Source organism: Demequina aestuarii (assembly GCF_000975095.1).
Taxonomy (GTDB): domain Bacteria; phylum Actinomycetota; class Actinomycetes; order Actinomycetales; family Demequinaceae; genus Demequina; species Demequina aestuarii.
Genome location: NZ_BBRD01000001.1, coordinates 1,401,700 through 1,427,978 on the forward strand (window position 1 = coordinate 1,401,700; position 26,279 = coordinate 1,427,978).

Sequence of the window (26,279 nt, forward strand, 5' to 3'; positions counted from 1 at the left end):
TGCCCGTAGCGGCACTGTGCCCGGTAGGCTGGCCGAGAATCAGCACACGAGTCCTTGGGAGAATTCTGTGACCGTCAATTGGACCGACGCGGATCGCCGCGCTGTCGACACCCTTCGCGTTCTTGCCGCCGACGCAGTCGAGAAGGTCGGCAACGGCCACCCCGGCACCGCCATCTCGCTGGCCCCTGCCGCGTATCTGCTCTATCAGAACGTCATGCGGCACGACCCGTCTGACTCACGTTGGCTCGGTCGCGACCGGTTCGTGCTCTCAGCGGGTCACTCGTCGCTGACTCAGTACCTGCAGCTGTTCGCGTCCGGCTACGACCTGAACTTGGACGACATCAAGGCGCTGCGGACCTGGGGCTCGCGCACCCCCGGGCACCCCGAGTATCACCACACTGACGGCGTCGAGACCACCACCGGCCCGCTGGGCCAGGGCGTGGCCACCGCGGTCGGCATGGCGATGGCGGCTCGCCGTGAGCGCGGCCTGCTCGACCCGGACGCCGACGCAGGCGAGAGCCCGTTCGACCACCACATCTACGTGATCGCCTCTGACGGCGACCTGCAGGAAGGCGTCTCGGCGGAGGCGTCGTCGCTTGCCGGCACCCAGGAGCTCGGCAACCTCATCCTGATCTGGGACGACAACAACATCTCGATCGAGGACGACACGGATGTCGCCTTCACTGAGGACGTCATCGCGCGCTACGCCGCGTACGGCTGGGACACCCACCACGTGCAGTGGAAGAAGGACGGCGAGGCGTACGTCGAGGACATCGACGCACTGGCTGATGCCCTCGCCGCTGCGAAGGCCGAGACCGGCAAGCCGTCCTTCATCGCTCTCAGCACGATCATCGGCTGGCCCTCCCCCACCAAGCAGGACACCGGTGGCATCCACGGCTCGAAGCTCGGCGGCGATGAGGTCAAGGCGCTCAAGGAGCTGCTGGGCTTCGACCCCGAGAAGACCTTCGAGGTGGAGCCCGAGATTCTCCAGCACTCCCTCAAGGTTCGGGAGCGGGGCCAGCAGGCCCACTCCGAATGGAACGCCGTGTTCGCCCGCTGGGAGGCCGAGAACCCCGAGCGCGCCGCGCTGCTTGCTCGCTTCAACTCGGAGCAGCTCCCCGAGGGCTGGACCGACGCGCTCCCGGTGTTCGAGGCCGGCACGTCCGTCGCGACCCGCGCCGCCTCTGGCGAGGTGCTCAATGCGCTCGCGCCCGTGCTCCCGGAGCTGTGGGGCGGCTCCGCCGACCTCGCTGGCTCGAACAACACCACGATGGCCGGTGAGCCCTCGTTCCTGCCCGAGCACCGCTCCACCGAGAAGTTCGCTGGCAACATCTACGGCCGCACGCTGCACTTCGGCATCCGCGAGCATGCCATGGGAGCGATTCTCAACGGCATCGCGCTCCACGGCCCCACCCGTGCATACGGCGGAACCTTCCTCACGTTCTCCGACTACATGAGGCCAGCAGTCCGCCTGGGAGCACTCATGAAGGCCCCGAGCATCTTCGTGTGGACGCATGACAGCATCGGCCTGGGAGAGGACGGACCCACGCACCAGCCGATCGAGCACCTCGCGGCACTGCGCGCGATTCCCGGCCTCGCCGTGGTGCGCCCGGCGGATGCCAATGAGACGTCCTACGCGTGGCGAGGCATTCTCGAGCGCGTCGAGGGCCCCGCGGGCATCATCCTGACCCGTCAGGGCGTGCCCACGTTCGACCGCACGGACCTGGGCGGAGCCGAGGGCGTCCTCAAGGGCGGCTACGTGCTCGCGGACACGGACGGCACTCCCGACGTGGTGCTGATTGCGACCGGCTCCGAGGTCCAGCACGCCATGGGAGCGAAGGACCTGCTCGAGAAGGACGGCATCCACGCCCGCGTCGTGTCCATGCCGTGCCGCGAGTGGTTCGACGACCAGGACGAGGCGTATCGCGAGTCCGTCATCCCCGCCGCAGTCAAGGCACGCGTGGCCGTGGAGGCGGGCATCGCCCTGTCGTGGCACGACCTGGTGGGCGATGCAGGCCGCATCGTCTCGATCGAGAGCTACGGCGCCTCGGCAGACGCCAACCTGCTGTTCGAGAAGTACGGCTTCACCGCCGAGAACGTCGCGGCACATGCCCGCGAGTCCCTCGACGCCGCCAAGTGACCGGACGAGGTGCGCGGACGTCACACCCCGTTCGCGCACCTCGGACCACCGAACTGAAGGGCTTACCCCACGTGAACAACCCCCTGCGTGATCCCCGGGATCGCAGGCTTCCCCGCATCGCCGGCTCCTGTGGACTGGTGATGTTCGGCGTCACGGGCGACCTCGCTCGCAAGAAGCTCATGCCGGCCGTCTACGACCTCGCCAACCGCGGTCTCCTTCCCCCCGCCTTCGCCCTCACCGGCTTCGCGCGGCGCGACTGGGAGCGACAGGACTTCGAAGAGGTCGTGTACGACTCCGTCCGTGAGCACGCCAGGACGCCGTTCCGCGACGAGACCTGGAAGCAGCTCGCCGAGGGCATCCGGTTCGTCCAGGGCACATTCGACGATCCCGATGCGTTCCACGAGCTGCGCCGCACCGTCGAGGAGCTCGACGAGCGCCGCGGCACCGGTGGCAACCACGCGTTCTACCTGTCGATTCCGCCCTCGGCCTTCCCCCAGGTGCTCACACAGCTGCGGGACTCTGGCCTGTCAGATCCGCGCGAAGGCGCCTGGCGCCGCGTCGTGATCGAGAAGCCGTTCGGACACGACCTGGAATCGGCGAACGCGCTCGACGCCGTGGTGTCCGAGGTCTTCCCGGCCGATGCGGTGTTCCGCATCGACCACTACCTGGGCAAGGAGACGGTGCAGAACCTGCTGGCACTGCGCTTCGCGAACCAGCTCTTCGAGCCGATCTGGAACAGCCAGTACATCGACCACGTGCAGATCACCATGGCCGAGGACATCGGCATCGGGTCGCGCGCCGGCTACTACGACGGCATCGGCCAGGCCCGTGACGTCATTCAGAACCACCTGCTCCAGCTGTTCGCCCTCACCGCCATGGAGGAGCCCGCGACGTTCGACGCGAACGACCTCCGTGACGAGAAGGAGAAGGTGCTGAGGGCGGCCAAGCTGCCCGCAGACCTGAGTGCCAACACGGCGCGCGGTCAGTACTCCGCCGGCTGGCGGGGCGGTGAACAGGTGGGCGGCTACCTCGACGAGGACGGCATCGACCCCGAGTCGATCACCGAGACCTACGCGGCCATCCGGCTCGACGTCTCGAACCGTCGGTGGGCCGGAACGCCGTTCTATCTCCGTGCAGGCAAGCGCCTCGGGAGGCGCGTGACGGAGATCGCGCTGGTCTTCAAGAAGGCGCCGAGCCCGTACTTCCAGGAGATCGAAGGCGTCGACGTGGGGAACAACGCGCTCGTCATCCGCGTGCAACCCGACGAGGGCGTCACGCTGCGGTTCGGCTCCAAGGTGCCCGGCACCCAGATGGAGGTGCGTGACGTCACCATGGACTTCGCGTACGGAAACTCGTTCGTCGAGTCCTCGCCCGAGGCCTATGAGCGCCTCATCCTGGATGTGCTGCTGGGAGACCCCCCGCTGTTCCCCCGGCACGAGGAAGTGGCGCTGTCCTGGAAGCTTCTCGATCCTGTCACCTCGCATTGGGAGACTCAGGGACAGCCCGAGCAGTACCGTTCGGGCACGTGGGGCCCAGCGAGCGCCGATGCGATGCTCGCGAAGGATGGCCGCGTCTGGAGGCGCCCATGATCTACACGATGCCCAAGACCACCACGTCCGCCATCAACAAGCAGCTGGTGCAGGCGCGCAAGGACTATGGCGTGATCACGCTGGGTCGCGTCATGACTCTCGTCATCGACGCGACCGACGCTGACGTGGAGGCCGCCATCGAGACGGCCAACGTCGCCTCTCGCGAGCATCCGTGCCGCATCATCGTGGTCTCTCCCGAGGAGTGCGGAGACGACTGCCTCAACGCCGAGCTGCGCGTGGGCGGCGATGCTGGCGCCTCCGAGGTCGTGGTGCTGCGCCCATCTGGCGAGCAGGTGGCGCACGGCGACACCCTGGTCACGCCCTTGCTGCTCCCCGACGCGCCCATCGTCGCGTGGTGGCCGGCTGCGGTACCCGCTGCCACGGCCGGTTCAGGGATCGGGCGCATGGCTGCGCGCCGCATCACCGACACCAAGGGTGAGGATCACCCCGACGAGGTGCTGGTGAGGCTTGCGGACGCGTACCAGCCTGGTGACACCGACCTGGCCTGGACGCGGGTCACACGCTGGCGCGCCCTGCTCGCCGCGGCGCTGGAACAGGTGGGCGACCGCGAGGTCACCAAGGCGCGACTGCACGGCGACACCGGCAGCCCGTCCATCCTGCTGCTGGGCGCTTGGCTCCAGCACGCACTGGGATGCGAATTCGAGGCCACCTACTCGGATCAGGTGCGCGGCCTCCAGTCGATCGTGCTCGAGACGCCCTCCGGCGAGATCGGCATTCACCGTCCCGACGGCCACAACGCCACCCTCACGCAACCAGGTCAGCCAGACCACACCATCGCGTTGCCGGCCCGGACGCTGGGCGACTGCTTGGCGGAGGAGCTGCGCCGCCTCGACGACGATCCCGTCTACGGCGAGGCGCTGTCGCAATACGCTCAGCTGAGGAGCGGGTCATGACTGCCGCGCGCGAGGTGATCGTCTATGCGGACGCCGAGGCGGTCGCCGACGCCACTGCGGCACGGCTGCTGCTGAGCATCGGCGACACGCTCGCCCACCGGGAGAGCGTCCACGTGGTCGTCACCGGAGGCACCGTCGGGATCGCCACGCTCGCGGCGGCTGCGACCTCTCCGCTGGCGAAGGCGATCGACTGGACAGACGTCCACATCTGGTGGGGCGACGAGCGGTTCGTCCCGGTGGGACACGAGGACCGAAACGAGGGGCAGGCGCAGGCGGCGCTGCTCGCGTCGCTTCCCCTGCCGGAGGAGAACATCCACCGGATGGGTGCACCGGGTCAGTACGCGACAGTCGAGGATGCCGCGTCCGCGTATGCGAACGACTACTCCGACGCGGGCTCCCCCGCCTTCGACGTGCTGATGCTCGGACTGGGACCGGACGGCCACGTCGCGTCGCTCTTCCCGGGCCACCCCGGGTTTGCCGCATCCGGCGCGCCGACTCTCGCGGTCCACGACTCCCCCAAGCCTCCGCCCACGCGGGTGTCGCTTGCTCTCGAGACGATCAACGGCGCACGCGAGGTCTGGGTCATCGCGGCGGGGGCGGCCAAGGCAGACGTCGTCGCCCGTTGCCTCCGTGGGGACGCCGACCTGCCGGGCGCGGCCGTCAGCGGATCCGACCGCACGCTGTGGCTGATCGACGCGGCGGCCGCCACCAGCATCTGAGGGGCCCGCAGGGCTCGAGAACTGAGCGCTAGAGACGTTCCTTGACGGCCTCGACGATCGTCGTGATGTCGAAATCGGCGGGCTTCGAGTAGATGACGTCGTCGTCCGCGCGGAAGGTGAAGACACCCTTCTCTCCCGGCTTCAGCGTGACACCGGCGAGGTGCTGCCCGAAGGTGCTCAGCAGGGTGCGCTGCGCATCCATCGCGCGGTCCAGGTAGCCACAGGGGACGCAGTACTCGATCTCGATCTGCATGGTTCTCCTCGTCTCGACGGCGGGCACGCTGCCCACCCACGACGCTACCCGGTGCGCGCCGCCGACACGAACCACGCGCGGACACGCCGGTTCTTGACGCACGAGACCGCCCGGCCCCGAGGGGCGCGAGCGGTCTCGGTTGCGCGTACGCGCGCTATCAGTCGGCGATGGCCATGCGCCGCTGGCGAAGCACGTCGAGAGCCTCGGCCAACAGTGCCTCGCCCTCCGCCTCCGAACGGCGCTCCTTCACGTACGCCAGGTGCGTCTTGAAGGGCTCGTTGCGGATGGGCTCGGGCGGGTTGTCAGCGTCGAGCCCGGCCGGGAAGCCGCACTTGGGACAATCCCACTCGAGCGGGATCTCCGGTGCCTCTCCCTCGTCGCCCATCGCGAAACTCGGAGACGTGATGTGACCACGCGCACAGAAGTACTGGACCATCTGACGAGGCGCGGACTCGCCGCGCTCGTCCTCGCCCAACGGTCCCGCGCCTACACGCGATCCACGGATCGCACTGCCACCTGCCATGATTCCCCCTCGGAATTGGCGTTAGAACGAATACCGGGTGATGAGACCCAGCAGCACGACGATCATGCCCCACAGCACCGCAACAATCCAGGTGATGCGGGACAAGTTGCGCTCGCCGACTGCGGAGGACTGCACTCCCGAGGCGAATCCACCGCCGAACATATCGGTGATGCCGCCGCCGCGTCCGCGGTGGATCAGCACCAGGCCGATGATGATGACGCTGGTGATCACCAGCAGCACCCACAGCGTGGTCTCGAGAATGTCCACAACTCTCCTTCAGATCCGAATCGAACGCCTACCAGGATACGCGACGACACGCGCGACGGGGACCCGTTACAGGCCCACCTGGTGGGAACGGAAACGGGCGATCTTGGCGAACTCCTCAGGATCGAGGCTTGCCCCGCCTACGAGACCACCATCGACGTCGGTCTCGGCCATCAGCTGCGCGATGGACCCGGACTTCACCGAACCGCCGTACAGCACGCGCACGCCGGCGGCCAGCTCGGCGTCATAGAGCTCCGCGAGACGCCCCCGGATCGCCGCGCACACCTCTTGCGCGTCGGCGGGAGTGGCGACCTCGCCGGTGCCGATGGCCCAGACGGGCTCATACGCGATGACGACGTCCTTGGCCTTGTCGGCGGGCAGTCCCGCGAGCGAGCCGTCGAGCTGGGCGAGCGTGTACTCGACCTGACGACCCTCCTTGCGGATGTCGAGGCCCTCGCCCACGCACACGATCGGCACGATGCCGCTCTCGAACGCGGCGGCGGCCTTCGCGGCGACGACCGCGTCGGTCTCGCCGTGGTACTCACGACGCTCCGAGTGGCCGACGGCCACGTAGGAGACGCCCAGCTTCGCGAGCTGAGAACCCGCGACCTCGCCCGTGTAGGCGCCCGAGGCGTGCTGCGAGATGTCCTGCGCGCCGTACTTGATCTCGAGCTGGTCCGCGTCGACGAGTGTCTGCACGGACCGGATCGAGGTGAACGATGCGAGCACTGCGACCTCGACGTCCGCGAAGTCGTGCTTCGCGTCGCGCAGCAGCCATGCCAGCTTCTGCACGGTGTGAGTGGCCTCGAGGTGATCGAGGTTGAGCTTCCAGTTGCCAGCAATCAGCGGGGTGCGTGCCATGGGTCAGTCCTCCAGAACGGCGAGGCCCGGCAGGACCTTGCCTTCGAGCAGTTCGAGCGACGCGCCGCCGCCCGTGGAAATGTGGCTGAAGCCGGCCTCGTCGAAGCCGAGACGACGCACGGCCGCAGCCGAGTCCCCGCCACCGACCACGGAGAACCCGTCCGAGTCGATCATCGCCTGCGCGACGGCCTTGGTGCCGCCTGCGAAGGCGTCGAACTCGAACACGCCCATGGGGCCGTTCCAGACGATCGTCTTGGCGTCCGCGATCTTGGCGGCGAACGCCTTGGCTGCGACGGGGCCGATGTCGAGACCCATCCAGCCCTCGGGGATCTGATCGGCGGGCACAGTCTTGTGCTCGGCGTCAGCCGCGAACGCTGAGGCGACCTCGATGTCCTCGGGGAGCACGATCTCGACGCCATTGGCCTCTGCCGTCGCGAGGTAGCCCTTGACGGCCTCGATCTGGTCCTCTTCGAGCAGCGAGTTGCCCACCGCATGACCCTTGGCGGCAAGGAACGTGAACACCATGCCTCCGCCGATCAGCAGGCGATCCGCCTTGCCGAGCAGGTTGGCGATGACGCCCAACTTGTCCGACACCTTCGAGCCGCCGAGCACGACGGCGTACGGACGCTCGGGGTTCGTCGTGGCGCGCGACAGTGACTCCACCTCGTTCTGAACGAGAGTGCCTGCCGCTGCGGGAAGCTGAGTGGCGATGTCGTAGACGGACGCCTGCTTGCGGTGCACGACGCCGAACCCATCGGACACGAAGGCATCTCCGAACGCTGCCAGCTCTGCGGCGAGCTCCTCACGCTCGGCGTCGACCTTCGACGTCTCACGGGCGTCGTAGCGCACGTTCTCCAGCATCGCGACCTGGCCGGACTCGAGGGCGGCGACCGTGGCTGCCGCGGACTCGCCGACGAGGTCGTCTGCGAGAGTCACGGGCTGACCGAGCAGCTCGGACAGACGCGCGGCTGCGGGAGCGAGCGAGTACTCGGGCTTCGGCTCACCACCGGGGCGGCCGAGGTGTGCCATCACGATGACGGCGGCACCGGCGTCGAGGAGCTTCTGAATCGTGGGCACCGACGCGCGCACGCGGCCGTCGTCGGTGATCGTGGTGCCGTCGAGCGGCACGTTGAGGTCGGAGCGGACCAGCACCTTCTTGCCGGTGAGGTCGCCCAGGCTGTTGATCGTTTTCATCACAGAGTCCTTAGTGGTCCAGACATGACGACGTCCGCGCACGCAGTGCGTGCGCGGACGTCGTCATGATCTCGGGGTGATTCAGAGCTTGTCGCCGACGAAGACCGTGAGGTCCACGAGGCGGTTCGAGTAGCCCCACTCGTTGTCGTACCAGGAGACGACCTTGACCTGGTCGCCGATCACCTTGGTGAGGCCCGAGTCGAAGATCGACGAGGCCGGGTCCGTCTCGATGTCCTTCGACACGATCGGGTCCTCGGTGTAGACCAGGAAGCCCTTCATGGCGCCCTCGGCGGCCTTCTTGACGATCTCGTTGATCTCCTCGACGGAGGTCTCACGCGAGGCCGTGAAGGTGAGGTCGGTCGCGGAGCCAGTCGCGACGGGCACGCGCAGGGCGTAGCCGTCCAGCTTGCCCTTGAGCTCCGGCAGCACGAGCGCGACGGCCTTGGCGGCACCGGTCGACGTCGGCACGATGTTCAGTGCCGCGGCGCGGGCACGGCGCAGGTCCTTGTGAGGTGCGTCCTGCAGGTTCTGGTCGGCCGTGTAGGCGTGGATCGTCGTCATCAGGCCCTTCTCGATGCCGATGCCGTCGTTCAGCGCCTTCGCGAGCGGCGCGAGGCAGTTCGTGGTGCACGAAGCGTTCGAGATGATGTGGTGCGAGGCAGGGTCGTAGTCCTCGTGGTTCACGCCCATCACGAAGGTGGCGTCCTCGTTCTTGGCCGGGGCCGAGATGATGACCTTCTTGGCGCCGGCGTCGATGTGCGCCTGCGCCTTGGTGGCGTCCGTGAAGAAGCCGGTCGACTCGATGACGACGTCAGCGCCGAGGTCTGCCCACTTGAGGTTGGCCGGGTCGCGCTCTGCCGAGGCGGCGAAGGTGTGGCCGTCGACCGTGATGCTGTCCTCGGTGAACGACACGTCCTTGCCGAGACGGCCGAGAATGGAGTCGTACTTGAGCAGGTGAGCGAGGGTCGCGTTGTCGGTGAGGTCGTTGATCCCCACCACCTCGATGTCCGCTCCCGACGCGAGCACGGCGCGGAAGAAGTTGCGTCCGATGCGGCCGAAGCCGTTGATGCCGACCTTGATGGTCACTATTGATCTCCTCGACTTGCGCCGGACGAGACCGGCGCGGTTGTGGATGGATGCGGGTGCGCACCTCGACGTGCGCGGGGAGCCCGTTGGGAACAGGCCACTTGTGCCAGCCTACTACTAACCAGTCACGTCTGGCACGGTACGAAAGTCCTGCAAACCGTCACTCCAGTTCGAGCAGGTCCTGGCTGATTCCGGCCTCGGTGTCGGGAATTCCCATCTCCTCGGCACGCTTGTCCGCGGTCGCCAGGAGACGGCGGATGCGGCCCGCCACTGCGTCCTTGGTGAGCTGGGGCGACGCGAGCTTGCCGAGTTCCTCGAGCGAGGCATCGCGGTTCTCGAGGCGCAGTCGTCCGGCCTCCTGGAGGTGGTCGGGCACGTCGTCGCCAAGGATCTCGAACGCGCGGTGCACGCGGGCACCAGCGGCTACTGCGGCCTGGGCGCTGCGGCGCAGGTTCGCGTCGTCGAAATTTGCGAGGCGGTTCGCCGTGCCTCGCACCTCGCGCCTCGTGCGCTTGTTCTCCCACTCGAGCACCGAGTCATGAGCACCGAGCCGCGTCAGCAGCTGTGAGATCGCCTCGCCGTCGCGGATCACGACCCGGTCGATGCCGCGCACTTCGCGAGACTTCGCGCTCACTCCCAGCCTGCGCGCCGCACCGACGAGTGCCAGCGCGGCCTCGGGCCCGGGAGACGTGACCTCGAGAGCGGACGACCTGCCAGGCTCGGTCAGCGAGCCATGGGCGAGGAACGCCCCGCGCCACGCCGCCACCGTGTCCTCGATCGAGCCTCCCACGACCTGCGGCGGAAGGCCCCTGACCGGACGGCCACGATGGTCGAGCAGTCCGGTCTGGCGGGCCAGAGACTCGCCCTCCTTGACCACGCGGACCACATAGCGGTTGCCCTTCTTGAGCCCTCCGCCCGACACCACGATGATCTCGCTCGTCAGGCCGTAGACCTCGTGAATGTACCCGCGCAATCGGCGCGCGGCGATCGCGGTGTCGAGCTCCGCCTCGATCACGATGCGGCCCGAGACGATGTGAAGTCCGCCTGCGAACCTCAGCGTCGTCGCGACCTCCGCCTTGCGGGCCGACGTCTTCTCGACGGCGACGCGCGCGAGCTCGTCCTTCACCTGAGCGGTCAATGCCATGGCGCTATCCTGCCACTCCTCGCTCGGCGCCGCGGACCGTGAGACCGTGCTCGAACGCGACGTGAGCGAGCTCGCGCCGCAGCGCTTCGGGGTCGTGCGCCGATGCGCCGCGCCCGTCTCTCACCGGTGCTACCAGGAGTCGCGCGCCCCACGTCGCCACCGCATCGGCCAGGCCCGGCTCGTCACGGTGCTCCGCGTCGACCAGCACCGTATGCGGCACGAAGTCAGGAGCCATCCGCTGCAGAGCGCGCAGATCATCGGCCCGGCCTGTGCCGGCGGTCTCCTCGTCGTCATGGCCGACGTTGAGCACCAGCACGCTCCGCTGCCCCGCTCGCACCAGTGCGTCGCCGACCGGTCGCACCATGAAGTGCGTGAGCACCGAGGTGTACCAGCTGCCCGGACCGAGCACCACGAGGTCGGCGGCATCGATGGCGTCGACCGTCTCGCGCGGCACTACGGGGTCCGCCGGTGACAGCCGCAGCTGCTCGATCGAGCCGTGCGCCGTCGCGACCGCGACCTGACCCACGACCTCGCGCAGGCCGGCATCATCGCGTACGAGCGCAGTCACTTCCAGTGGGTCCGCGGAGAGCGGCAGGACACGACCATGGGCCTGAAGAAGGCTCGCCACCCACGCGAGACCGTCCACCACGTCGCCGTTGCGCTCCCACAGCGCGGCGATCAACAGGTTGCCGAGCGCGTGTCCGTTGAGAGGTCCATCCGTCGCGAACCGCCACTGCAGCACGTCGCGCCAGGTGCGGCCCCAGTCGTTGTCCGCGCACAGCGCGCTGAGCGCCATGCGCAGGTCGCCGGGCGGCACGATCCCCAGTTCCGAGCGCAGGCGACCAGACGATCCGCCGTCGTCTGCGACGGTCACGATCGCCGTGAGCTCGGGCGTGAGGCCTCGCAGCGCGGTCAGCGATGCGTACAGCCCGTGACCGCCGCCGAGAGCGACGATCCGCGCGTCGCCCGTCATGTGCCAGACCGGTCCCGATGAGTGGTGCGGACCTGATGTCCGCGGGCGCGGAGTGCGGTGCCGAGTGCCTCGGCGATGGCGACGGAGCGGTGTCGTCCGCCGGTGCATCCCACCGCGATCGTGACGGAGTGCTTGTCATGGGCACGGTAGTGACGGAGAGCGCCGTGGACCACCTCGGCGTAGCCGTCGATGAACTCGCGGGCACCGTCGGAGGAGAGCACGTGGTCGCGCACGGCGGCATCGAGGCCGGTCAACGGCCGCAGCTCCGGCTGCCAATGCGGATTGTCCAGGAATCTCACGTCCGCCACGTAGTCCGCGTCTGCGGGAAGGCCGTTCTTGAACCCGAACGACAGTACGTTGATCTGCAGCGCAGGCACGTCGTGCGAGACCTCTGTGGTCATCACGTCGCGCAGTTGGTGGACGTTGAGCGACGTGGTGTCAATCACGAGGTCCGCGCGGTCACGGACGTCGGCGACGCGCTCCCGCTCCCGGGCGATCCCCTCGAGGATGGTGCCCTCTTCCTGCAGCGGGTGCGGCCGGCGGGCCTCCTCGAATCGGCGGACGAGGGTCGAGTCGGAGGCGTCGAGGAACAGCACCCGGACCGGAACGCCCTTGCGCTCCAGGTCGTCCATGACGGTGTCGAGGTCCTGGAAGAACTCTCCACCGCGGACGTCGACCACCGCGGCCAGCCGACGTTGCGCCTCGCCTGCGATGTGCGCCGAGACCAGGCCCGCCAGCAGGTGGGGCGGCAGGTTGTCGACGACGTACCACCCGAGATCCGCGAGCACGGCCGAGGCCTTGGTCCGGCCCGCACCCGACATGCCTGTGAGCACGAGCAGTTCCGGCACGGAGGCCGGTGCTTCGAAGGTGGGCCGGGGGATCCCGGAGGGGTAGGTGACTGCCGGTGCCTCGTCGCTCATGTCTCCAGCATGCCATTGCCGCCGCGCACGGCGGCATGAATCGTCTCCGCAGTCCGGGCGCCGATGCCAGGGACGAGCGCGATCTGGTCGACCGAGGCCTCCCGCACCTTCGCGAGAGAGCCGAAGTGCCGAATGAGGGCGGCGGCGCGTGTGGGGCCGACCCCGGCGACGTCGTCGAGTGCCGAGGCCTTCATCGCCTTGCCCCGGCGGCCGCGGTGGCGCGTGATCGCGAACCGGTGCGCTTCGTCTCGCAGTCGCTGCAGCAGGAACAGCGCCTCGGAGCCCCGCGGCATGATCACCGGAAACTCCTCACCCGGAACCCAGACCTCCTCGAGTCGCTTCGCCAGACCGACCACGGTGATGTCCTGAATGCCCAGCGCGTCCAGAGCCTCCCGCGCGACGTTGACCTGAGGAAGGCCCCCGTCGACGAGCACGAGCTGCGGAGGGTAGGCGAAACGAGCGCTGTCGCGTTCCTCCGGCGGCAGTGCGGACTCCTCGAGATAGCGCCGGAAGCGCCGCGTCAACACCTCGCGCATCGCGGCCGTGTCGTCCGTCCCGTCGGCGATCGAGAACTGGCGGTACTCCGCCTTGCGCGGCAGTCCGTCCTCGAAGACGACCATCGATCCCACCTGGTTGGTGCCGCCGGTGTGGGAGATGTCGTAGCACTCGATCCGCAACGGCGCCTGATCCATGCCGATCGACTCCTGCAGCTCCTGCAGCGCGGCGGCCCGGGTAGTGAGATCCGATGCTCGCCGCAGGCGGTGCTGCTCCAGCACCTGGCGCGCGTTCTGATGACCGGTCTGAGCGAGCTCGGCCTTCTTTCCGCGGGCGGGCACCTTGATCGCGACGGCCGCGCCGCGGACGCCACGCAGCCACGCTCGCACCGCATCGGCCCCGTCGGGAGTCTGGGGCACCAGGATCTCCGGCGGCACCTCCTCGCGGTCGGCGCCGGCATAGGCCTCTTGGATCAGCTGGGCCACGAGTCCCGCCGTCCCCACCGGTTCGGGCTTGTCCACGACCCACCCGCGTTCGCCCGTGATGCGCCCGTCCCGTACATGGAAGACGTGCGCGGCAGCTTCCATCTCGTCGTCGAGCAGGCTGAAGATGTCCGCGTCCGTCCCTGGCGCGAGCACGATCGAGTTGCGGTCCATGACGTCGCGCAGCGCCCGCAGCCGGTCCCGGGCACGGGCGGCCGCTTCAAAGTCCTCCCGCTCCGACGCGTCGGTCATCGCCTTCGTGAGGTCCCGGATCATGCCCTTCGCGTCCCCGCCCAGCACGGCGCACACCCGCTCCGCCAATGCCCGGTGGTCCTCTTCCGAGATGCGTCCCACGCACGGCGCCGAGCACTTGTCGATGTAGCCCAGCAGGCACGGCCTCCCCTGCCGCTCTGCCTTGCGGAACACTCCAGGGGCGCAGGTCCTCACAGGCAACGCCGTGAGCAGCGTGTCGACCGTGTCGCGAATGGCCCATGCCCGCGCGTAGGGCCCGAAGTACCGGACCCCCTGCTTGCGGTCGCCCCTCATCACCTGCATGCGCGGGTACTTCTCATTGAGGGTGACGGCAAGATACGGGTAGGACTTGTCGTCCTTGAACCTCACGTTGAACCGCGGATCGTACTGCTTGATCCACGTGTGCTCGAGGATGAGCGCCTCGACCTCGTTGCGCACCACGGTCCACTCGACCGATGCGGCCGTGGTCACCATCTGCTGCGTGCGCGGGTGCAGACCCGCGAGGGACTGGAAGTAGCTCGACAGCCGTGCACGCAGGTTGTTCGCCTTGCCGACGTACACCACCCGTCCGTGCGGGTCGCGGAAGCGATACACGCCCGGGTCCGTCGGGATGCTCCCGGGCGCGGGCCGATAGTCCGCAGGGTTGGTCACGGCCGCCAGCCTACGCGGGGGCCTCGACGCCGAGGATCTCCTTGAGGAACCGGCCGGTGTGGCTCGCCTCGACGTCTGCGATGTGCTCCGGGGTTCCCTCGGCGACCACGAGACCGCCGCCGTTGCCACCCTCCGGCCCCATGTCGATGACCCAGTCCGCCGACTTGATGACGTCGAGGTTGTGCTCGATCACGATGACCGTGTTTCCCTTGTCGACGAGGCCCTGGAGCACGCCAAGAAGCTTGCTCACGTCTTCGAAGTGCAGACCGGTCGTGGGCTCGTCGAGGACGTAGATGGTGCGTCCCGTCGATCTGCGCTGCAGTTCCGACGCGAGCTTCACTCGCTGCGCCTCGCCCCCGGAGAGGGTGGGGGCGGGCTGGCCGAGCCGCACGTATCCGAGCCCCACGTCCACGAGGGTCCGCAGGTGGCGCGAGATGGTCGGGATGGCCTCGAAGAAGTCCGCCGCCTGCTCGATCGGCATGTCCAGCACATCGGCAACCGTCTTGCCCTTGAAGTGGACCTCGAGCGTCTCGCGGTTGTACCGGGCGCCGCGGCAGACCTCGCACGGCACGTAGACGTCGGGAAGAAAGTTCATCTCGATCTTCAGCGTCCCGTCTCCGGAGCACGACTCGCAGCGACCGCCCTTGACGTTGAACGAGAAGCGGCCCGGCCCGTAGCCGCGCACCTTGGCCTCGTTGGTCTCGGCGAAGAGCTTGCGGACCTTGTCCCACACTCCCGTGTACGTCGCGGGGTTCGAGCGCGGCGTGCGGCCGATGGGCCCCTGGTCCACGTGGACGATCTTGTCGAGGTGATCCGTGCCGGTGATGCGGGTGTGGCGTCCGGCCACTTGGCGCGCGCCGTTGAGGGTGTTGGCGAGGGACGTATAGAGGATCGCATTCACCAGGGTGGACTTGCCCGAGCCTGACACCCCGGTGACGGCGGTCAGCACGCCCAGCGGGAAGGTCACGTCGATGTCCTGCAGGTTGTGCTCCCGCGCGCCCATCACCGTCAAGGTGCGATCGGCGTCGCTCGTGCGTCGCTCCACCGGCATCGCGATCGCTCGCCGGCCCGCCACGTAGGCGCCGGTGATGGACCGCTCGTTGGCCAGGAGCTCCTCGTACGTCCCCGAGTGGACCACTTCTCCCCCGTGCTCACCGGCGCCAGGTCCGATGTCGACGATCCAGTCCGCAGCGCGGATGGTGTCCTCGTCGTGTTCGACGACGATGAGGGTGTTGCCGAGGTCCCGAAGGCGGGTGAGCGTGTCGATCAGTCGCCGGTTGTCCCGCTGGTGGAGACCGATACTGGGCTCGTCGAGCACGTACAGCACGCCGACCAGGCCGCTGCCGATCTGGGTCGCGAGACGGATGCGCTGAGCCTCGCCGCCCGACAGCGTCCCGGCGGCGCGCGACAGGGTGAGGTAGTCGAGGCCGACGTCGAGCAGGAACCCGAGCCGAGCGTCGATCTCCTTGAGCACCTGAACTGCGATCTGGCGGCCGCGCTCGTCGAGCTCTGCCGTGAGGAGGAAGTCCCGGGCGTCGGCGATCGACAAGTCGCACACCTGCGCGATCGACTGTCCGCCGATGGTCACTGCCAGTACCTCGGGCTTGAGGCGGGTGCCCTTGCAGACGGGGCACGGCACCTCGCGCATGTACGACTCGTACTTCTCGCGCGACCACTCGGACTCCGTCTGCGAGTGGAGCCGCTCGAGCCACGTGATGACGCCCTCGAACCCCGTCGTGTACTGCCGCTCGCGCCCGAACCGGTTGCGGAACTTGACGTGGACCTCGTAGTCGTTGCCGCGGAGGATCGCGGTCTGCACCTTCTGCGGAAGGTCCTCCCACGGTGTCTCCATCGAGAAGTCCAGGTCATGAGACAACGCGGTCATCATGCGACCGAAGTATTCGGAGGAGGTGGAGGTGCTCGACCACGGCGCCACCGCGCCGTCACGCAGGCTGAGAGCCGGGTCCGGCACGATGAGCTCCGGATCGACCTCCAGGCGCACGCCGATGCCGGTGCACTCCGGGCACGCGCCGTACGGGGCGTTGAACGAGAAGGTGCGTGGCTCGACCTCTTCGAGCGTGAGGACGTGATCGTTCGGGCACGCGCGCTTCTCGCTGTACCGGCGTGGGGGCATGTCGTCATCGACGGGATCGATCAGCACCAGGCCCTCGGCGATCCGCAGCGCCGTCTCGACGGAGTCGGTGAGGCGCTGGCGCACACCATCGCGCGCCACGAGCCGGTCCACGACCACTTCGATGGTGTGCTTGAGCTTCTTCTCGAGCTGCGGGACGTCGGTGAGCTGCACCGTCTCGCCGTCCACCCGGGCTCGCGCGAAGCCCTGCTGCTGGAGCTCCTCGAAGAGATCGGCGTATTCACCCTTGCGGCCGCGCACCACGGGGGCGAGCACCTGGTAACGCGTGCCCTCTGGGAGCGCGAGCACGGAGTCCACGATCTGCTGCGGCGTCTGCGCCTGGATGCGCTCGCCGCATACCGGGCAGTGCGGAGTGCCCACCCGCGCGTACAGCAGGCGCAGGTAGTCGTAGACCTCGGTGATGGTGCCGACCGTCGAGCGCGGGTTGCGGTTGGTCGACTTCTGGTCGATCGACACCGCCGGCGAGAGCCCCTCGATGAAGTCCACGTCGGGCTTGTCCATCTGCCCCAGGAACTGGCGGGCGTAGGCCGACAGCGACTCGACATACCGACGCTGCCCCTCGGCGAAGATCGTGTCGAAGGCCAGCGACGACTTGCCGGACCCGGACAGCCCGCTGAAGACGATCAGCGAGTCCCGGGGCAGGTCGATGTCGACGCCCTTGAGGTTGTGTTCGCGCGCTCCGCGCACCATGAGTCGGTCATTCACACGGCAATGCTACGTGCATTTGCGTTCGAACGCATGTTCGAACGGTCGTGTCTTGATGTCGAGGCTGGCAGGATGAGGGGTATGGCGACCTGGACGATCGAATACCGCTACGACGACCGCGCCGACGCGCGCGATCTGCACCGTCCCGCACACCGCGAGTATCTTGCGGCGCTGGCGAACGAGGGCACGATGCTCGCCTACGGGCGTTACGACGACGAGGGGGCGCCTGGCGCGCTGCTGGTGTGCGAGGCCGACGGCGTCGACGATGTCGAGTTCATCGTCGCCGGCGACCCGTTCGTGGCCGCCGCGCTGGTGCCAGAGCACCGGATCCGTCGATGGCCGGCGACCTGGGCGAAGGCCCTCGGCTCGCACCTCGAGGCCTGAACCTCCCGAGCACTCGTCGGGCCCGGCTCCCGCCGTCGCCCGCTGACGCGCTCTCGCCGTGCGCACCTGCCAGGCCACCGCGCTGGCGAGCGCACGCATTGCTCGCGTTCACCGCGCTATGGACGCTCTTCGGGCTTGAGGCTCTCCGCATGCTCCTCCGCCTCGATCTCGTCCTCGAGCCGGGCCGCATTGCGGGTCGCTACGACGCTCGCCACCGTCGCGATCGTCAGGATCACGACGATCACGGTCAGCGACAGACCCGTGGAGATCTCGGGGACCTTGAGCGGCTCCCCGCCATTGATGAACGGAAGGTTGTTCTCGTGCAGCGCGTGCAGGACGAGCTTCACGCCGATGAAGGCGAGAATCGCCGAGAGGCCGTAGTGCAGATACACGAGGCGCTGCAGGAGCCCCTCCACCAGGAAGTACAGCTGCCGCAGGCCGAGCAGCGCAAACGCATTGGCGGTGAACACGATGAACGGGTCCTGGGTGAGCCCGAAGATGGCAGGGATCGAGTCGAGGGCGAACAGCACGTCGGTCGAGCCGATGGCGACCATGACGAGCAGCATCGGGGTCACCATGCGCCTGCCCGCCTCGCGCACCACGACCTTGCCCTCGCGGTAGCCGTCCGTCACCGGGAAGAACCGGCGCACGAGCCGCACCATGCGGCCCTCCTCGTAGTCCGGATGGCCCGCGTCGTCTTCGCTCTCGCGTGCGAGTCCCCACGCCGTGTAGATGAGGAAGGCGCCGAACACATAGAACAGCGCGGAGAACGCATCGAGAGCAGCGGCGCCCGCCGCGATGAACACCGCGCGAAGGATCAGCGCGATCGCGATCCCCACGAGCAGCACCCGCGAGCGGTACTTGGGAGGCACAGCGAAGCGGGACATGATCACGAGGAAGACGAACAGGTTGTCGACTGACAGCGACTTCTCAGTGACGTAGCCCGCGAAGTACTCGACCGTGGGGAACTCCGGGTGCCACAGGTGCAGGGCGAAGCCGAACACCACAGCGACAGCGATGTAGAAGATGGACCACGTGGCGGCCTCGCGGAAGCTGGGCTCGTGCGGCTTGCGGATCACGACTGCGAAGTCGAACACGAACAGGGCGATGATGAGCGCGATGGTCGCGGTCCACACGAAGGGATCTGTCACCGTGCAATCCTAAGCCGCGCCACGCCCGCGCCGCGCCGGTCAGCCCGCATCGAGCATCTGTCGGAGCTCCTTCTTGAGCTCCGCGATCTCGTCACGCAGCCGCGCGGCGATCTCGAACTTGAGCTCGGCCGCCGCGGTGCGCATCTGGCCCGACAGGTCCTCGATCAGCTGGGTGAGCTCGTCTGCGGGACGGCCCGCCATCGGTGACGCACTCCCACCCTTGCCACCGCCGGACGAGCGCTGGGCGCGCTCGAGGGTCTCCGCGGTGTCGGCGTCTTCGCGCGCGAGCATCTCCGTGATGTCGCCGATCCTCTTGCGCAGCGGGGTGGGATCGATGCCGTTCTCGGTGTTGAAGGCCACCTGCTTCTCACGGCGCCGGTCGGTCTCGTCGATCGCCTGGGCCATCGAGTCCGTGATCCTGTCGGCATACATGTGCACTTCGCCCGACACATTGCGGGCCGCGCGACCGATGGTCTGGATGAGGGAGGTCCCCGACCGCAGGAATCCCTCCTTGTCCGCGTCCAGGATCGACACCAAGGACACCTCGGGCAGGTCGAGCCCCTCACGCAACAAGTTGATGCCCACGAGGACGTCGAAGCGCCCCATGCGCAGCTCGCGCAGCAGCTCGACCCGTCGCAGCGTGTCGACGTCCGAGTGAAGGTACTCGACGCGGACGTCTCGGTCCGCGAGGAACTCGGTGAGGTCCTCAGCCATCTTCTTGGTCAGCGTGGTGACGAGCACACGCTCGTCGCGCTCCACGCGGGCGCGGATCTGCTCCAGGAGATCGTCGATCTGCCCTTCAGTGGGTTTGACCACGACCTTGGGGTCGACCAGACCCGTGGGCCGAATGATCTGCTCGACGACTCCGTCAGCGCGGTTGAGCTCGTACTGTCCAGGCGTGGCGGACAGGTACACGGTCTGCCCCACCCTCTCTTGGAACTCGCCCCACTTGAGTGGGCGGTTGTCGAGCGCGGAGGGCAGCCGGAACCCGTGCTCGACGAGGGTGCGCTTGCGCGACGCATCGCCCTCGTACATCGCACCGATCTGGGGCACGGTCACATGGGACTCGTCGATGACGAGCAGGAAGTCGTCCGGGAAATAGTCGAGCAGGGTGTGAGGCGGAGTGCCGGTCGCGCGCTGCTCGATGTGTCTCGAGTAGTTCTCGATGCCGGAGCACGTGCCGACCGAGCGCATCATCTCGAGATCGAAGGTGGTGCGCATCTTGAGTCGCTGCGCCTCGAGCAGCTTGTTCTGACGCTCGAGCTCCTCCAGCCGCTCACCGAGCTCGATCTCGATGGTGGAGATCGCCTTGTTCATGCGGTCTTCGCTCGCGACGTAGTGCGACGCCGGGAAGATGTGCACCTGGGCTTGACGCTCGACGACCTCCCCCGTCAGCGGGTGGAGGCTGTACACGGCCTCGATCTCGTCGCCGAACAGCTCGATCCGAATCGCGAGCTCCTCATACACGGGAATGATCTCCACCGTGTCGCCGCGCACGCGAAAGGTGCCGCGCGTGAACGCGAGGTCGTTCCGCGAGTACTGCATGTGGACGAACTCGCGAAGCAGGGTGTCGCGATCGACGGTGTCGCCCACGGCAAGGGTCACCATGCCCTGGATGTACTCCTCGGGCGTGCCGAGCCCGTAGATGCACGACACGGACGACACCACGACGACGTCCCGCCGGGTGAGGAGCGAGTTCGTCGCTGAGTAGCGCAGCCGCTCCACCTCCTCGTTGATCGAGGAGTCCTTCTCGATGAAGGTGTCCGTCTGCGGCACGTACGCCTCAGGCTGGTAGTAGTCGTAATAGCTCACGAAGTACTCGACGGCGTTGCGCGGCAGCAGCTCGCGGAACTCGGTGGCGAGCTGAGCGGCGAGCGTCTTGTTGTGTGCCATCACCAGCGTGGGCCGCTGGAGCCGCTCGACGAGCCATGCTGTCGTCGCCGACTTTCCGGTACCGGTGGCGCCCAACAGCACGACGTCCTGCTCCCCCGCCGTGATGCGGCGGGCGAGCTCGTCGATGGCCTTGGGCTGGTCGCCGGACGGGCGATAGTCGGATTCGACGAGGAAGGGCGCTTGGGAACGTCGCAGGTCTGCGGTCATGGTCTCTACGGTACGCGCCGGGTGTGACGCCGACGCCTCAGGCGGGTGCGGGGACGCTCATCGCCCAGAACTCATCGACCTGAGCACGCAACTGCTCCGCCGTGCCGTTGCCGTCCAGCACCGCGTCGGCGACTGCCGCGCGCTGCTCGTCGGTCGCCTGCGACGCGATCCTCGCCCGTGCATCGGCCGACGTCATGCCCCGAGACTGCGTGAGGCGGGCGACTCGTCTCTCGACGTCGGCCGCGATCGTCACCACCATGTCGAAGTCCGCCGCGCCCTGGCCGCTCTCGACGAGCAGCGGGATGTCATGGACCACCACCCGTGCGTTCTGCGCGCGAGCCTGGCGGTCCGCCGCCTTGGACATCGCGAAGACGTAGGGGTGCACGATCTCATCGAGCTGTGCCCTGGCGGACGGGTCGTGGAAGACGATGTCGGCCACCGCCGCACGGTCGAGTTCGCCGTCGCGCACGGCACGGTCCCCGAACGCCCGCACGATCTCGACGAGCGCAGCGGATCCCGGCGCCACCGCCCGGCGCGCGAGGGCATCGTGATCGATGACAGTGGCACCCAGTTCCGCGAAGCGTGCGGATGCGGTGGACTTTCCGGCGGCGATGCCGCCCGTGAGGCCGATGCGAAGCATGGCGAGAGTGTCGCACTCCCGCCCACGTCTCGCCAACCCGGCCGGGCCCCGGACATGCGACAGGGCCGCGACCCTCAGCGGATCGCGGCCCTGTCGATAGTCCTGGTGCTAGTTGCCCGTGAGCTTCTCGCGCAGTGCGGCGAGACGCTCGTCCGAGGCGAGCGTGCCCGCATCGGACGGCTCGTCGTGCGAGGTGTACGACGGACCAGCCTCACCCTTCGGACCGCGCTTGCGCGCAGCGGCAGGCGCATCGGAGGTCTCGGCCTCTGCGGCCTGCTCCTCCTGCTTGGTGACGAACTGCTTGTGCGCCTCCCAGCGCTCGTGCGCCTTCGCGTACTCCGCCTCCCAGGCCTCGCGCTGCTCGTCGAAGCCCTCGCGCCATTCCTGGGTCTCGGGGTCGAAGCCCTCGGGGTACTTGTAGTTGCCCTTGTCGTCGTACTCGGCCGTCATTCCGTACAGCGCGGGGTCGAAGTCCTCGCCGTTCGGGTCGACACCCTCGTTCGCCTGCTTGATGGACAGCGAGATGCGGCGACGCTCGAGGTCGATGTCGATGATCTTGACGAAGACCTCTTCATCGGCCTGCACGACCTGCTCGGGAAGGTCGACGTGTCGCACTGCCAGCTCGGAGATGTGCACGAGTCCCTCGATGCCCTCGAAGACGCGCACGAACGCGCCGAACGGGACGAGCTTGGTGACCTTGCCCGGCACGATCTGCCCAATGGCGTGAGTGCGGGCGTAGACCTCCCACGGGTCCTCCTGCGTCGCCTTCAGCGACAGGGAGACACGCTCGCGGTCCATGTCGATGTCGAGAACCTCGACCTCGACCTCCTGGCCCACGGACACGACCTCGTTCGGGTGGTCGATGTGCTTCCACGAGAGCTCGGAGACGTGCACGAGGCCGTCCACGCCGCCCAGGTCGACGAACGCACCGAAGTTGACGATCGACGACACGGTGCCCTTGCGGACCTGACCGGGCTGCAGAGCAGTGAGGAAGCTCGAGCGCACCTCGGACTGCGTCTGCTCGAGGAACGCACGGCGCGACAGGACCACGTTGTTGCGGTTCTTGTCGAGCTCGATGATCTTCGCCTCGATCTGCTGACCGATGTACGGCGCCAGGTCACGGACCCGACGCATCTCCACCAGCGACGCGGGCAGGAAGCCACGCAGGCCGATGTCCACGATGAGACCGCCCTTGACCACCTCGATGACCGAGCCGGTGACGACGCCGTCCTCTTCCTTGAGCTTCTCGATCGAGCCCCAGGCACGCTCGTACTGAGCCCGCTTCTTGGACAGGATCAGACGGCCTTCCTTGTCCTCCTTCTGGAGAACGAGGGCCTCGACGGTGTCACCCACGGCGACGACGTCGTCGGGGTTCGCGTCGTGACGGATCGACAGCTCGCGGACGGGGATGACGCCTTCGGTCTTGTAGCCGATGTCGAGGAGGACCTCGTCACGGTCGACCTTGACGATGGTGCCCTCGACGAGGTCTCCGTCGTCGAAGTTCTTGATGGTCGCGTCGATGGCGGCGAGGAAGTCTTCGCTCGAGCCGATGTCGTTGAACGCGATGGCGGTGGACTCGGGGGTGGATACGGACATGTAGGGGATAGCTCCGTTGGACGGTGGATGAGTGGAATATGCATCAATCGATCGCCGCGCGCACAAGACGCACGAGACCAACGATCATCCTACCCTGCGTGACCCCACCAGCACAAAGGACGCCCGCGCGCCGGAGCACTCACGGCGCCGCCTGCGTCACTCCAGGTCGTCGCGGATGCTCTGGATGATGTCGGTGGTCGACACCTCGGCCGTGCGCGGGAGGTAGACGACGTCGCACAGCTCGCGATAGTGATCGAACTTGCCGGCCCAGTCATCCCCCATGACCAGCACGTCCGCACGGTGCTCGCGGATGTAGTCGCCCTTGAGGTCCAGGGACTCCTCGACGAAGACCTCGTGCACACACGCGAGCGAGGCCACGATCGCCATCCGGTGCTCTTCCCTGTAGACGGGATAGCGCTGCTTCTTGGAGAAGTTCAGCGCGTCGGAGGAGACCCCGACGGTGAGGTGGTCGCCGAGCTCGGCGGCCCTCAGCAGCATGTTGACGTGGCCGATGTGGAACAGGTCGAACGTTCCGAAGGTCAGCACGCGCGTCATGAGAACAATATATCGGTTCGAGTTCACCGTTTGTTCACCTCTATACTTCCCGCGTGATAGGGAGACGAGTAAGGCGCACAGTCAGGCGAGCGAGGCGGTTCGTGGCACGGGCCGTGAGGGCCGTGCAGGATCGAACCCTCGGCCGCTGGTACTACATGCGGCTTCCGCTCGATCCGAACCTGGTGGTGTACACGACGCTCTGGCACCGCGCACCGCGGGGCAACCCCCTGGCGATCTACCGCAAGCAGCTCGAACTCGCGCCTCACCTGAGGGCGGTGTGGATCGTCCGCAAGCAGGACCTTCACCTGGTCCCCGAGGGGATCGACTACGTCACTCCCCGCACCTTGGGGTACCTGCGGGTGATCGCCACCGCGTCGTACTTCGTCGACGACGCGAACCCCCATTGGAGCCTTCCGGCCCGCGACGGCCAACGATACGTCCAGACCCACCACGGGACCGCCCTGAAGTACATGGGCGCCGACAGGCACTACTCCGGCAAGCGCCCCTCCGACGAGACCATCGTCACGATGCACCGCCGCTGCCAGCGATGGACGCACAGCCTCACCACGAGCCCGTACCTCACCGAGGTGTGGGAGCGGGCCTACCACAGCGGCTGCGTCCAGCTCGAGGTCGGCTTCCCGCGCAACGACGTCCTGCTCGCCGCGACGGACGCGGATCGCGTCGCGGCCCGCGCGCGCCTGGGTCTGCGCGAGGACGAGACCGCGGTGCTGTACATGCCGACGTGGCGAACGCGACGGCGCCCTCGTGAGCAGGACTTCGATCTCGACGTGTTCGCGCGATCACTGCCTGCGGGCACCCGACTGCTGGTGCGCGACCACTACTACCACGACCGCCGTGGACGCCGCCTCATCCCAGAACAGGTCATCGACGTCTCGACCGGCGGCGAAGTGGAAGACCTGTACCTGGCGGCCGACGTGCTGCTCACCGACTACTCGTCGGCGATGTTCGACTACGCCCTGCTCGACAAGCCGATCGTGCTGCTGTGCGAGGACTGGGACGACTACCGCTGGTCCAGGGGGGCCTACTTCGACATCACGGCCGATGCGCCCGGACCGGTGGCGCTGACCGCCGTCGACCTCGTGGACATCATCGGCTCGGGCTCATACGCCGCGCCCGAGCACGTCGCGCGCCGCGCGTCCTTCCGAGAGCGGTTCGCCACGTTCGAGCGCGGCAACGCCTCCGAGATCGTCGTGCGGGTCGTGCTGCTCGGAGAGGACCCCACTCCGTACACCGGCACCGGCTATGCCGATGCCCACCCCGGGGGGTGGACGTCCCATCCCCGGGTGGCCCACCCCGAGAACCCGGCGCGCGAGCAGCGGCTCGCTCCCCTGGGAGCTCCGCGAGCCTCGACGTCCGTGCTGCCTCAGGGCCAGCAGGTCGCCGAGGACGACGTGCCGTCTGCCCCCTCGTCGCCGTCAGCCGAGCCCATCTCAGAGACGCTCACGGTGACGCAGCGCACCCCTCCGGGCGGCGATCGCTAGAGGCTCCACGCCGTGCGGAGGAGTTCCTCAGGCACGTACTTGGTCTTGCCGGACATCGCGGAGAACTCCGTCATCTCAATGCTCTCGCCGCGCAGGGCGGTGAACGTCCCGAAGTTGCGGGTCGCCACCGCGTCGATCGCGGCCACGCCGAACCGTGTGGCGAGCAGTCTGTCTGCGGCCGTGGGCACACCGCCGCGCTGCACGTAGCCGAGCACGGTGAGACGCGACGGGAATCCCGTCACGCGCTCGATCGCACGCGTGACCTGTGCGCCCACCTGGCCCGCGATGGGGTTGCCCTTCTCGTCGAGCGTGTCAGAGGCGTTCCACTCGCTGCCCTCGGCGGGAACGGCGCCCTCGGCGACCGCCACGATGGAGAAATCCTTGTAGCGGTGACGATGACGGATCTTCTTGCCGATGGTCTCGATGTCGAACGGCGATTCGGGCGCGAGAATGATGTCCGCGCCACCCGCGATACCCGCTGTCACCGCGATCCAGCCGCAGTGCCGTCCCATGAGCTCCACCACCATGACGCGGTTGTGCGACTCGGCGGTCGAGTGGAGGCGGTCAATGGCTTCGGTCGCGATCGACACGGCGGTGTCGAAGCCGATGGACGCGTCCGTGCCCACCACATCGTTGTCGATGGTCTTGGGGATGCCCACCACGGGCACTCCAGAGTCGTGGACCTTCGACGCCGCCTTCAGAGTGCCGTCGCCGCCGATGCAGATGAGCGCGTCGAGCTTCTCGTCCTCCACGGTCTGGTGAACCGCTTCGATGCCGCCCTTGACCTTGTGGGGGTGGCACCGTGCGGTGCCCAGCATGGTGCCTCCATGAACGAGGATGCCGCTGACGTCGTCCCTGGTCAGGGGAACGGCGTCACCGTTGATCACTCCCTCCCAGCCATTGCGGAAGCCCACGACGGACATTCCGTGCTCGGCCGTGCCGCGCTTGACGACGGCTCGGATGGCGGCATTGAGGCCGGGGCAGTCCCCACCTCCGGTCAGAATTCCTACGCGCATGTTCTCCAGCCTTGGTTT

At 67.8% G+C, this 26,279-nt stretch carries 23 protein-coding genes; 6 read left to right on the forward strand and 17 right to left on the reverse strand.

Annotated features, from left to right (window positions below; translation table 11 throughout):
- Window positions 1–67 precede the first annotated feature (67 nt).
- From tkt to pgl, 4 genes are all read left to right on the forward strand, one after another.
- The gene (tkt, locus tag AOP72_RS06605) at window positions 68–2,140 is read left to right on the forward strand and encodes a transketolase (protein ID WP_062134040.1); all 2,073 of its coding nucleotides are present in this window, start codon (window positions 68–70) and stop codon (window positions 2,138–2,140) included.
- A 71-nt stretch (window positions 2,141–2,211) separates the two neighbouring features.
- Window positions 2,212–3,729, forward strand: coding sequence for a glucose-6-phosphate dehydrogenase (gene zwf, locus AOP72_RS06610; protein ID WP_238581628.1), 1,518 nt, complete (start codon window positions 2,212–2,214; stop codon window positions 3,727–3,729).
- Window positions 3,726–4,643, forward strand: a complete 918-nt coding sequence (locus tag AOP72_RS06615) for a glucose-6-phosphate dehydrogenase assembly protein OpcA (RefSeq protein WP_062134043.1) — start codon at window positions 3,726–3,728, stop codon at window positions 4,641–4,643. Before zwf ends, AOP72_RS06615 begins: the two co-directional genes overlap by 4 nt.
- The gene (gene pgl / locus AOP72_RS06620; RefSeq protein ID WP_062134046.1) at window positions 4,640–5,362 is read left to right on the forward strand and encodes a 6-phosphogluconolactonase; all 723 of its coding nucleotides are present in this window, start codon (window positions 4,640–4,642) and stop codon (window positions 5,360–5,362) included. Before AOP72_RS06615 ends, pgl begins: the two co-directional genes overlap by 4 nt.
- A gap of 28 nt (window positions 5,363–5,390) precedes the next feature.
- Here pgl and AOP72_RS06625 read toward each other — a convergent pair whose 3' ends face one another.
- The 11 genes from AOP72_RS06625 to uvrA all read right to left on the reverse strand — a co-directional run bounded on the left by AOP72_RS06625 (window position 5,391) and on the right by uvrA (window position 17,317).
- Window positions 5,391–5,615 (reverse strand): SelT/SelW/SelH family protein, encoded by a 225-nt coding sequence (locus AOP72_RS06625; protein WP_062134048.1) that lies wholly within the window; start codon window positions 5,613–5,615, stop codon window positions 5,391–5,393.
- Between the two features lie 157 nt (window positions 5,616–5,772).
- Window positions 5,773–6,138, reverse strand: coding sequence for an RNA polymerase-binding protein RbpA (locus AOP72_RS06630; RefSeq protein ID WP_062134052.1), 366 nt, complete (start codon window positions 6,136–6,138; stop codon window positions 5,773–5,775).
- 21 nt (window positions 6,139–6,159) lie between these two features.
- Window positions 6,160–6,405 carry a preprotein translocase subunit SecG gene (gene secG, locus AOP72_RS06635; protein WP_062134056.1) on the reverse strand — a complete coding sequence of 82 codons (246 nt, stop codon included), beginning with the start codon at window positions 6,403–6,405 and terminating at the stop codon, window positions 6,160–6,162.
- A gap of 66 nt (window positions 6,406–6,471) precedes the next feature.
- The gene (gene tpiA, locus AOP72_RS06640) at window positions 6,472–7,263 is read right to left on the reverse strand and encodes a triose-phosphate isomerase (RefSeq protein WP_062134059.1); all 792 of its coding nucleotides are present in this window, start codon (window positions 7,261–7,263) and stop codon (window positions 6,472–6,474) included.
- A 3-nt stretch (window positions 7,264–7,266) separates the two neighbouring features.
- Complete coding sequence (locus AOP72_RS06645) at window positions 7,267–8,457, reverse strand: phosphoglycerate kinase (RefSeq protein ID WP_062134062.1); 1,191 nt, start codon at window positions 8,455–8,457, stop codon at window positions 7,267–7,269.
- A gap of 81 nt (window positions 8,458–8,538) precedes the next feature.
- Window positions 8,539–9,543 (reverse strand): type I glyceraldehyde-3-phosphate dehydrogenase, encoded by a 1,005-nt coding sequence (gap, locus tag AOP72_RS06650; protein ID WP_062134065.1) that lies wholly within the window; start codon window positions 9,541–9,543, stop codon window positions 8,539–8,541.
- 160 nt (window positions 9,544–9,703) lie between these two features.
- Window positions 9,704–10,687, reverse strand: coding sequence for a DNA-binding protein WhiA (gene whiA, locus AOP72_RS06655; RefSeq protein WP_062134068.1), 984 nt, complete (start codon window positions 10,685–10,687; stop codon window positions 9,704–9,706).
- 4 nt (window positions 10,688–10,691) lie between these two features.
- The gene (locus tag AOP72_RS06660) at window positions 10,692–11,660 is read right to left on the reverse strand and encodes a gluconeogenesis factor YvcK family protein (RefSeq protein WP_062134071.1); all 969 of its coding nucleotides are present in this window, start codon (window positions 11,658–11,660) and stop codon (window positions 10,692–10,694) included.
- Window positions 11,657–12,580, reverse strand: a complete 924-nt coding sequence (gene rapZ / locus AOP72_RS06665; protein WP_062134074.1) for an RNase adapter RapZ — start codon at window positions 12,578–12,580, stop codon at window positions 11,657–11,659. Before rapZ ends, AOP72_RS06660 begins: the two co-directional genes overlap by 4 nt.
- Window positions 12,577–14,460: an excinuclease ABC subunit UvrC gene (gene uvrC / locus AOP72_RS06670; RefSeq protein WP_062134077.1), complete on the reverse strand. Its 1,884-nt coding sequence runs from the start codon at window positions 14,458–14,460 to the stop codon at window positions 12,577–12,579. The genes rapZ and uvrC overlap by 4 nt, the downstream gene beginning before the upstream one ends.
- 10 nt (window positions 14,461–14,470) lie before the next feature.
- Window positions 14,471–17,317, reverse strand: a complete 2,847-nt coding sequence (gene uvrA, locus AOP72_RS06675) for an excinuclease ABC subunit UvrA (RefSeq protein WP_193746375.1) — start codon at window positions 17,315–17,317, stop codon at window positions 14,471–14,473.
- 81 nt (window positions 17,318–17,398) lie between these two features.
- On the opposite strand from uvrA, the gene AOP72_RS06680 reads away from it, so the two are divergent.
- Window positions 17,399–17,701, forward strand: a complete 303-nt coding sequence (locus AOP72_RS06680; protein WP_062134083.1) for a YciI family protein — start codon at window positions 17,399–17,401, stop codon at window positions 17,699–17,701.
- 116 nt (window positions 17,702–17,817) lie between these two features.
- Here the strand turns inward: AOP72_RS06680 and AOP72_RS06685 are convergent, their stop codons facing one another.
- From AOP72_RS06685 to AOP72_RS06705, 5 genes are all read right to left on the reverse strand, one after another.
- Complete coding sequence (locus AOP72_RS06685; RefSeq protein ID WP_062134086.1) at window positions 17,818–18,852, reverse strand: TerC family protein; 1,035 nt, start codon at window positions 18,850–18,852, stop codon at window positions 17,818–17,820.
- Between the two features lie 39 nt (window positions 18,853–18,891).
- Window positions 18,892–20,952 (reverse strand): excinuclease ABC subunit UvrB, encoded by a 2,061-nt coding sequence (gene uvrB, locus AOP72_RS06690; protein ID WP_062134089.1) that lies wholly within the window; start codon window positions 20,950–20,952, stop codon window positions 18,892–18,894.
- A 37-nt stretch (window positions 20,953–20,989) separates the two neighbouring features.
- Window positions 20,990–21,592, reverse strand: coding sequence for a dephospho-CoA kinase (gene coaE / locus AOP72_RS06695; protein WP_062134090.1), 603 nt, complete (start codon window positions 21,590–21,592; stop codon window positions 20,990–20,992).
- A 108-nt stretch (window positions 21,593–21,700) separates the two neighbouring features.
- Complete coding sequence (gene rpsA, locus AOP72_RS06700; protein WP_062134093.1) at window positions 21,701–23,188, reverse strand: 30S ribosomal protein S1; 1,488 nt, start codon at window positions 23,186–23,188, stop codon at window positions 21,701–21,703.
- Window positions 23,189–23,344: 156 nt separating this feature from the next.
- Window positions 23,345–23,743 (reverse strand): FAD synthase family protein, encoded by a 399-nt coding sequence (locus AOP72_RS06705; RefSeq protein WP_062134096.1) that lies wholly within the window; start codon window positions 23,741–23,743, stop codon window positions 23,345–23,347.
- Between the two features lie 122 nt (window positions 23,744–23,865).
- On the opposite strand from AOP72_RS06705, the gene AOP72_RS06710 reads away from it, so the two are divergent.
- Window positions 23,866–25,245, forward strand: coding sequence for a CDP-glycerol glycerophosphotransferase family protein (locus AOP72_RS06710; RefSeq protein ID WP_062134099.1), 1,380 nt, complete (start codon window positions 23,866–23,868; stop codon window positions 25,243–25,245).
- Here the strand turns inward: AOP72_RS06710 and AOP72_RS06715 are convergent.
- Window positions 25,242–26,261, reverse strand: a complete 1,020-nt coding sequence (locus tag AOP72_RS06715) for a 6-phosphofructokinase (RefSeq protein ID WP_062134102.1) — start codon at window positions 26,259–26,261, stop codon at window positions 25,242–25,244. The two genes, AOP72_RS06710 and AOP72_RS06715, sit on opposite strands and share 4 nt — an antisense overlap.
- Window positions 26,262–26,279 lie beyond the last annotated feature (18 nt).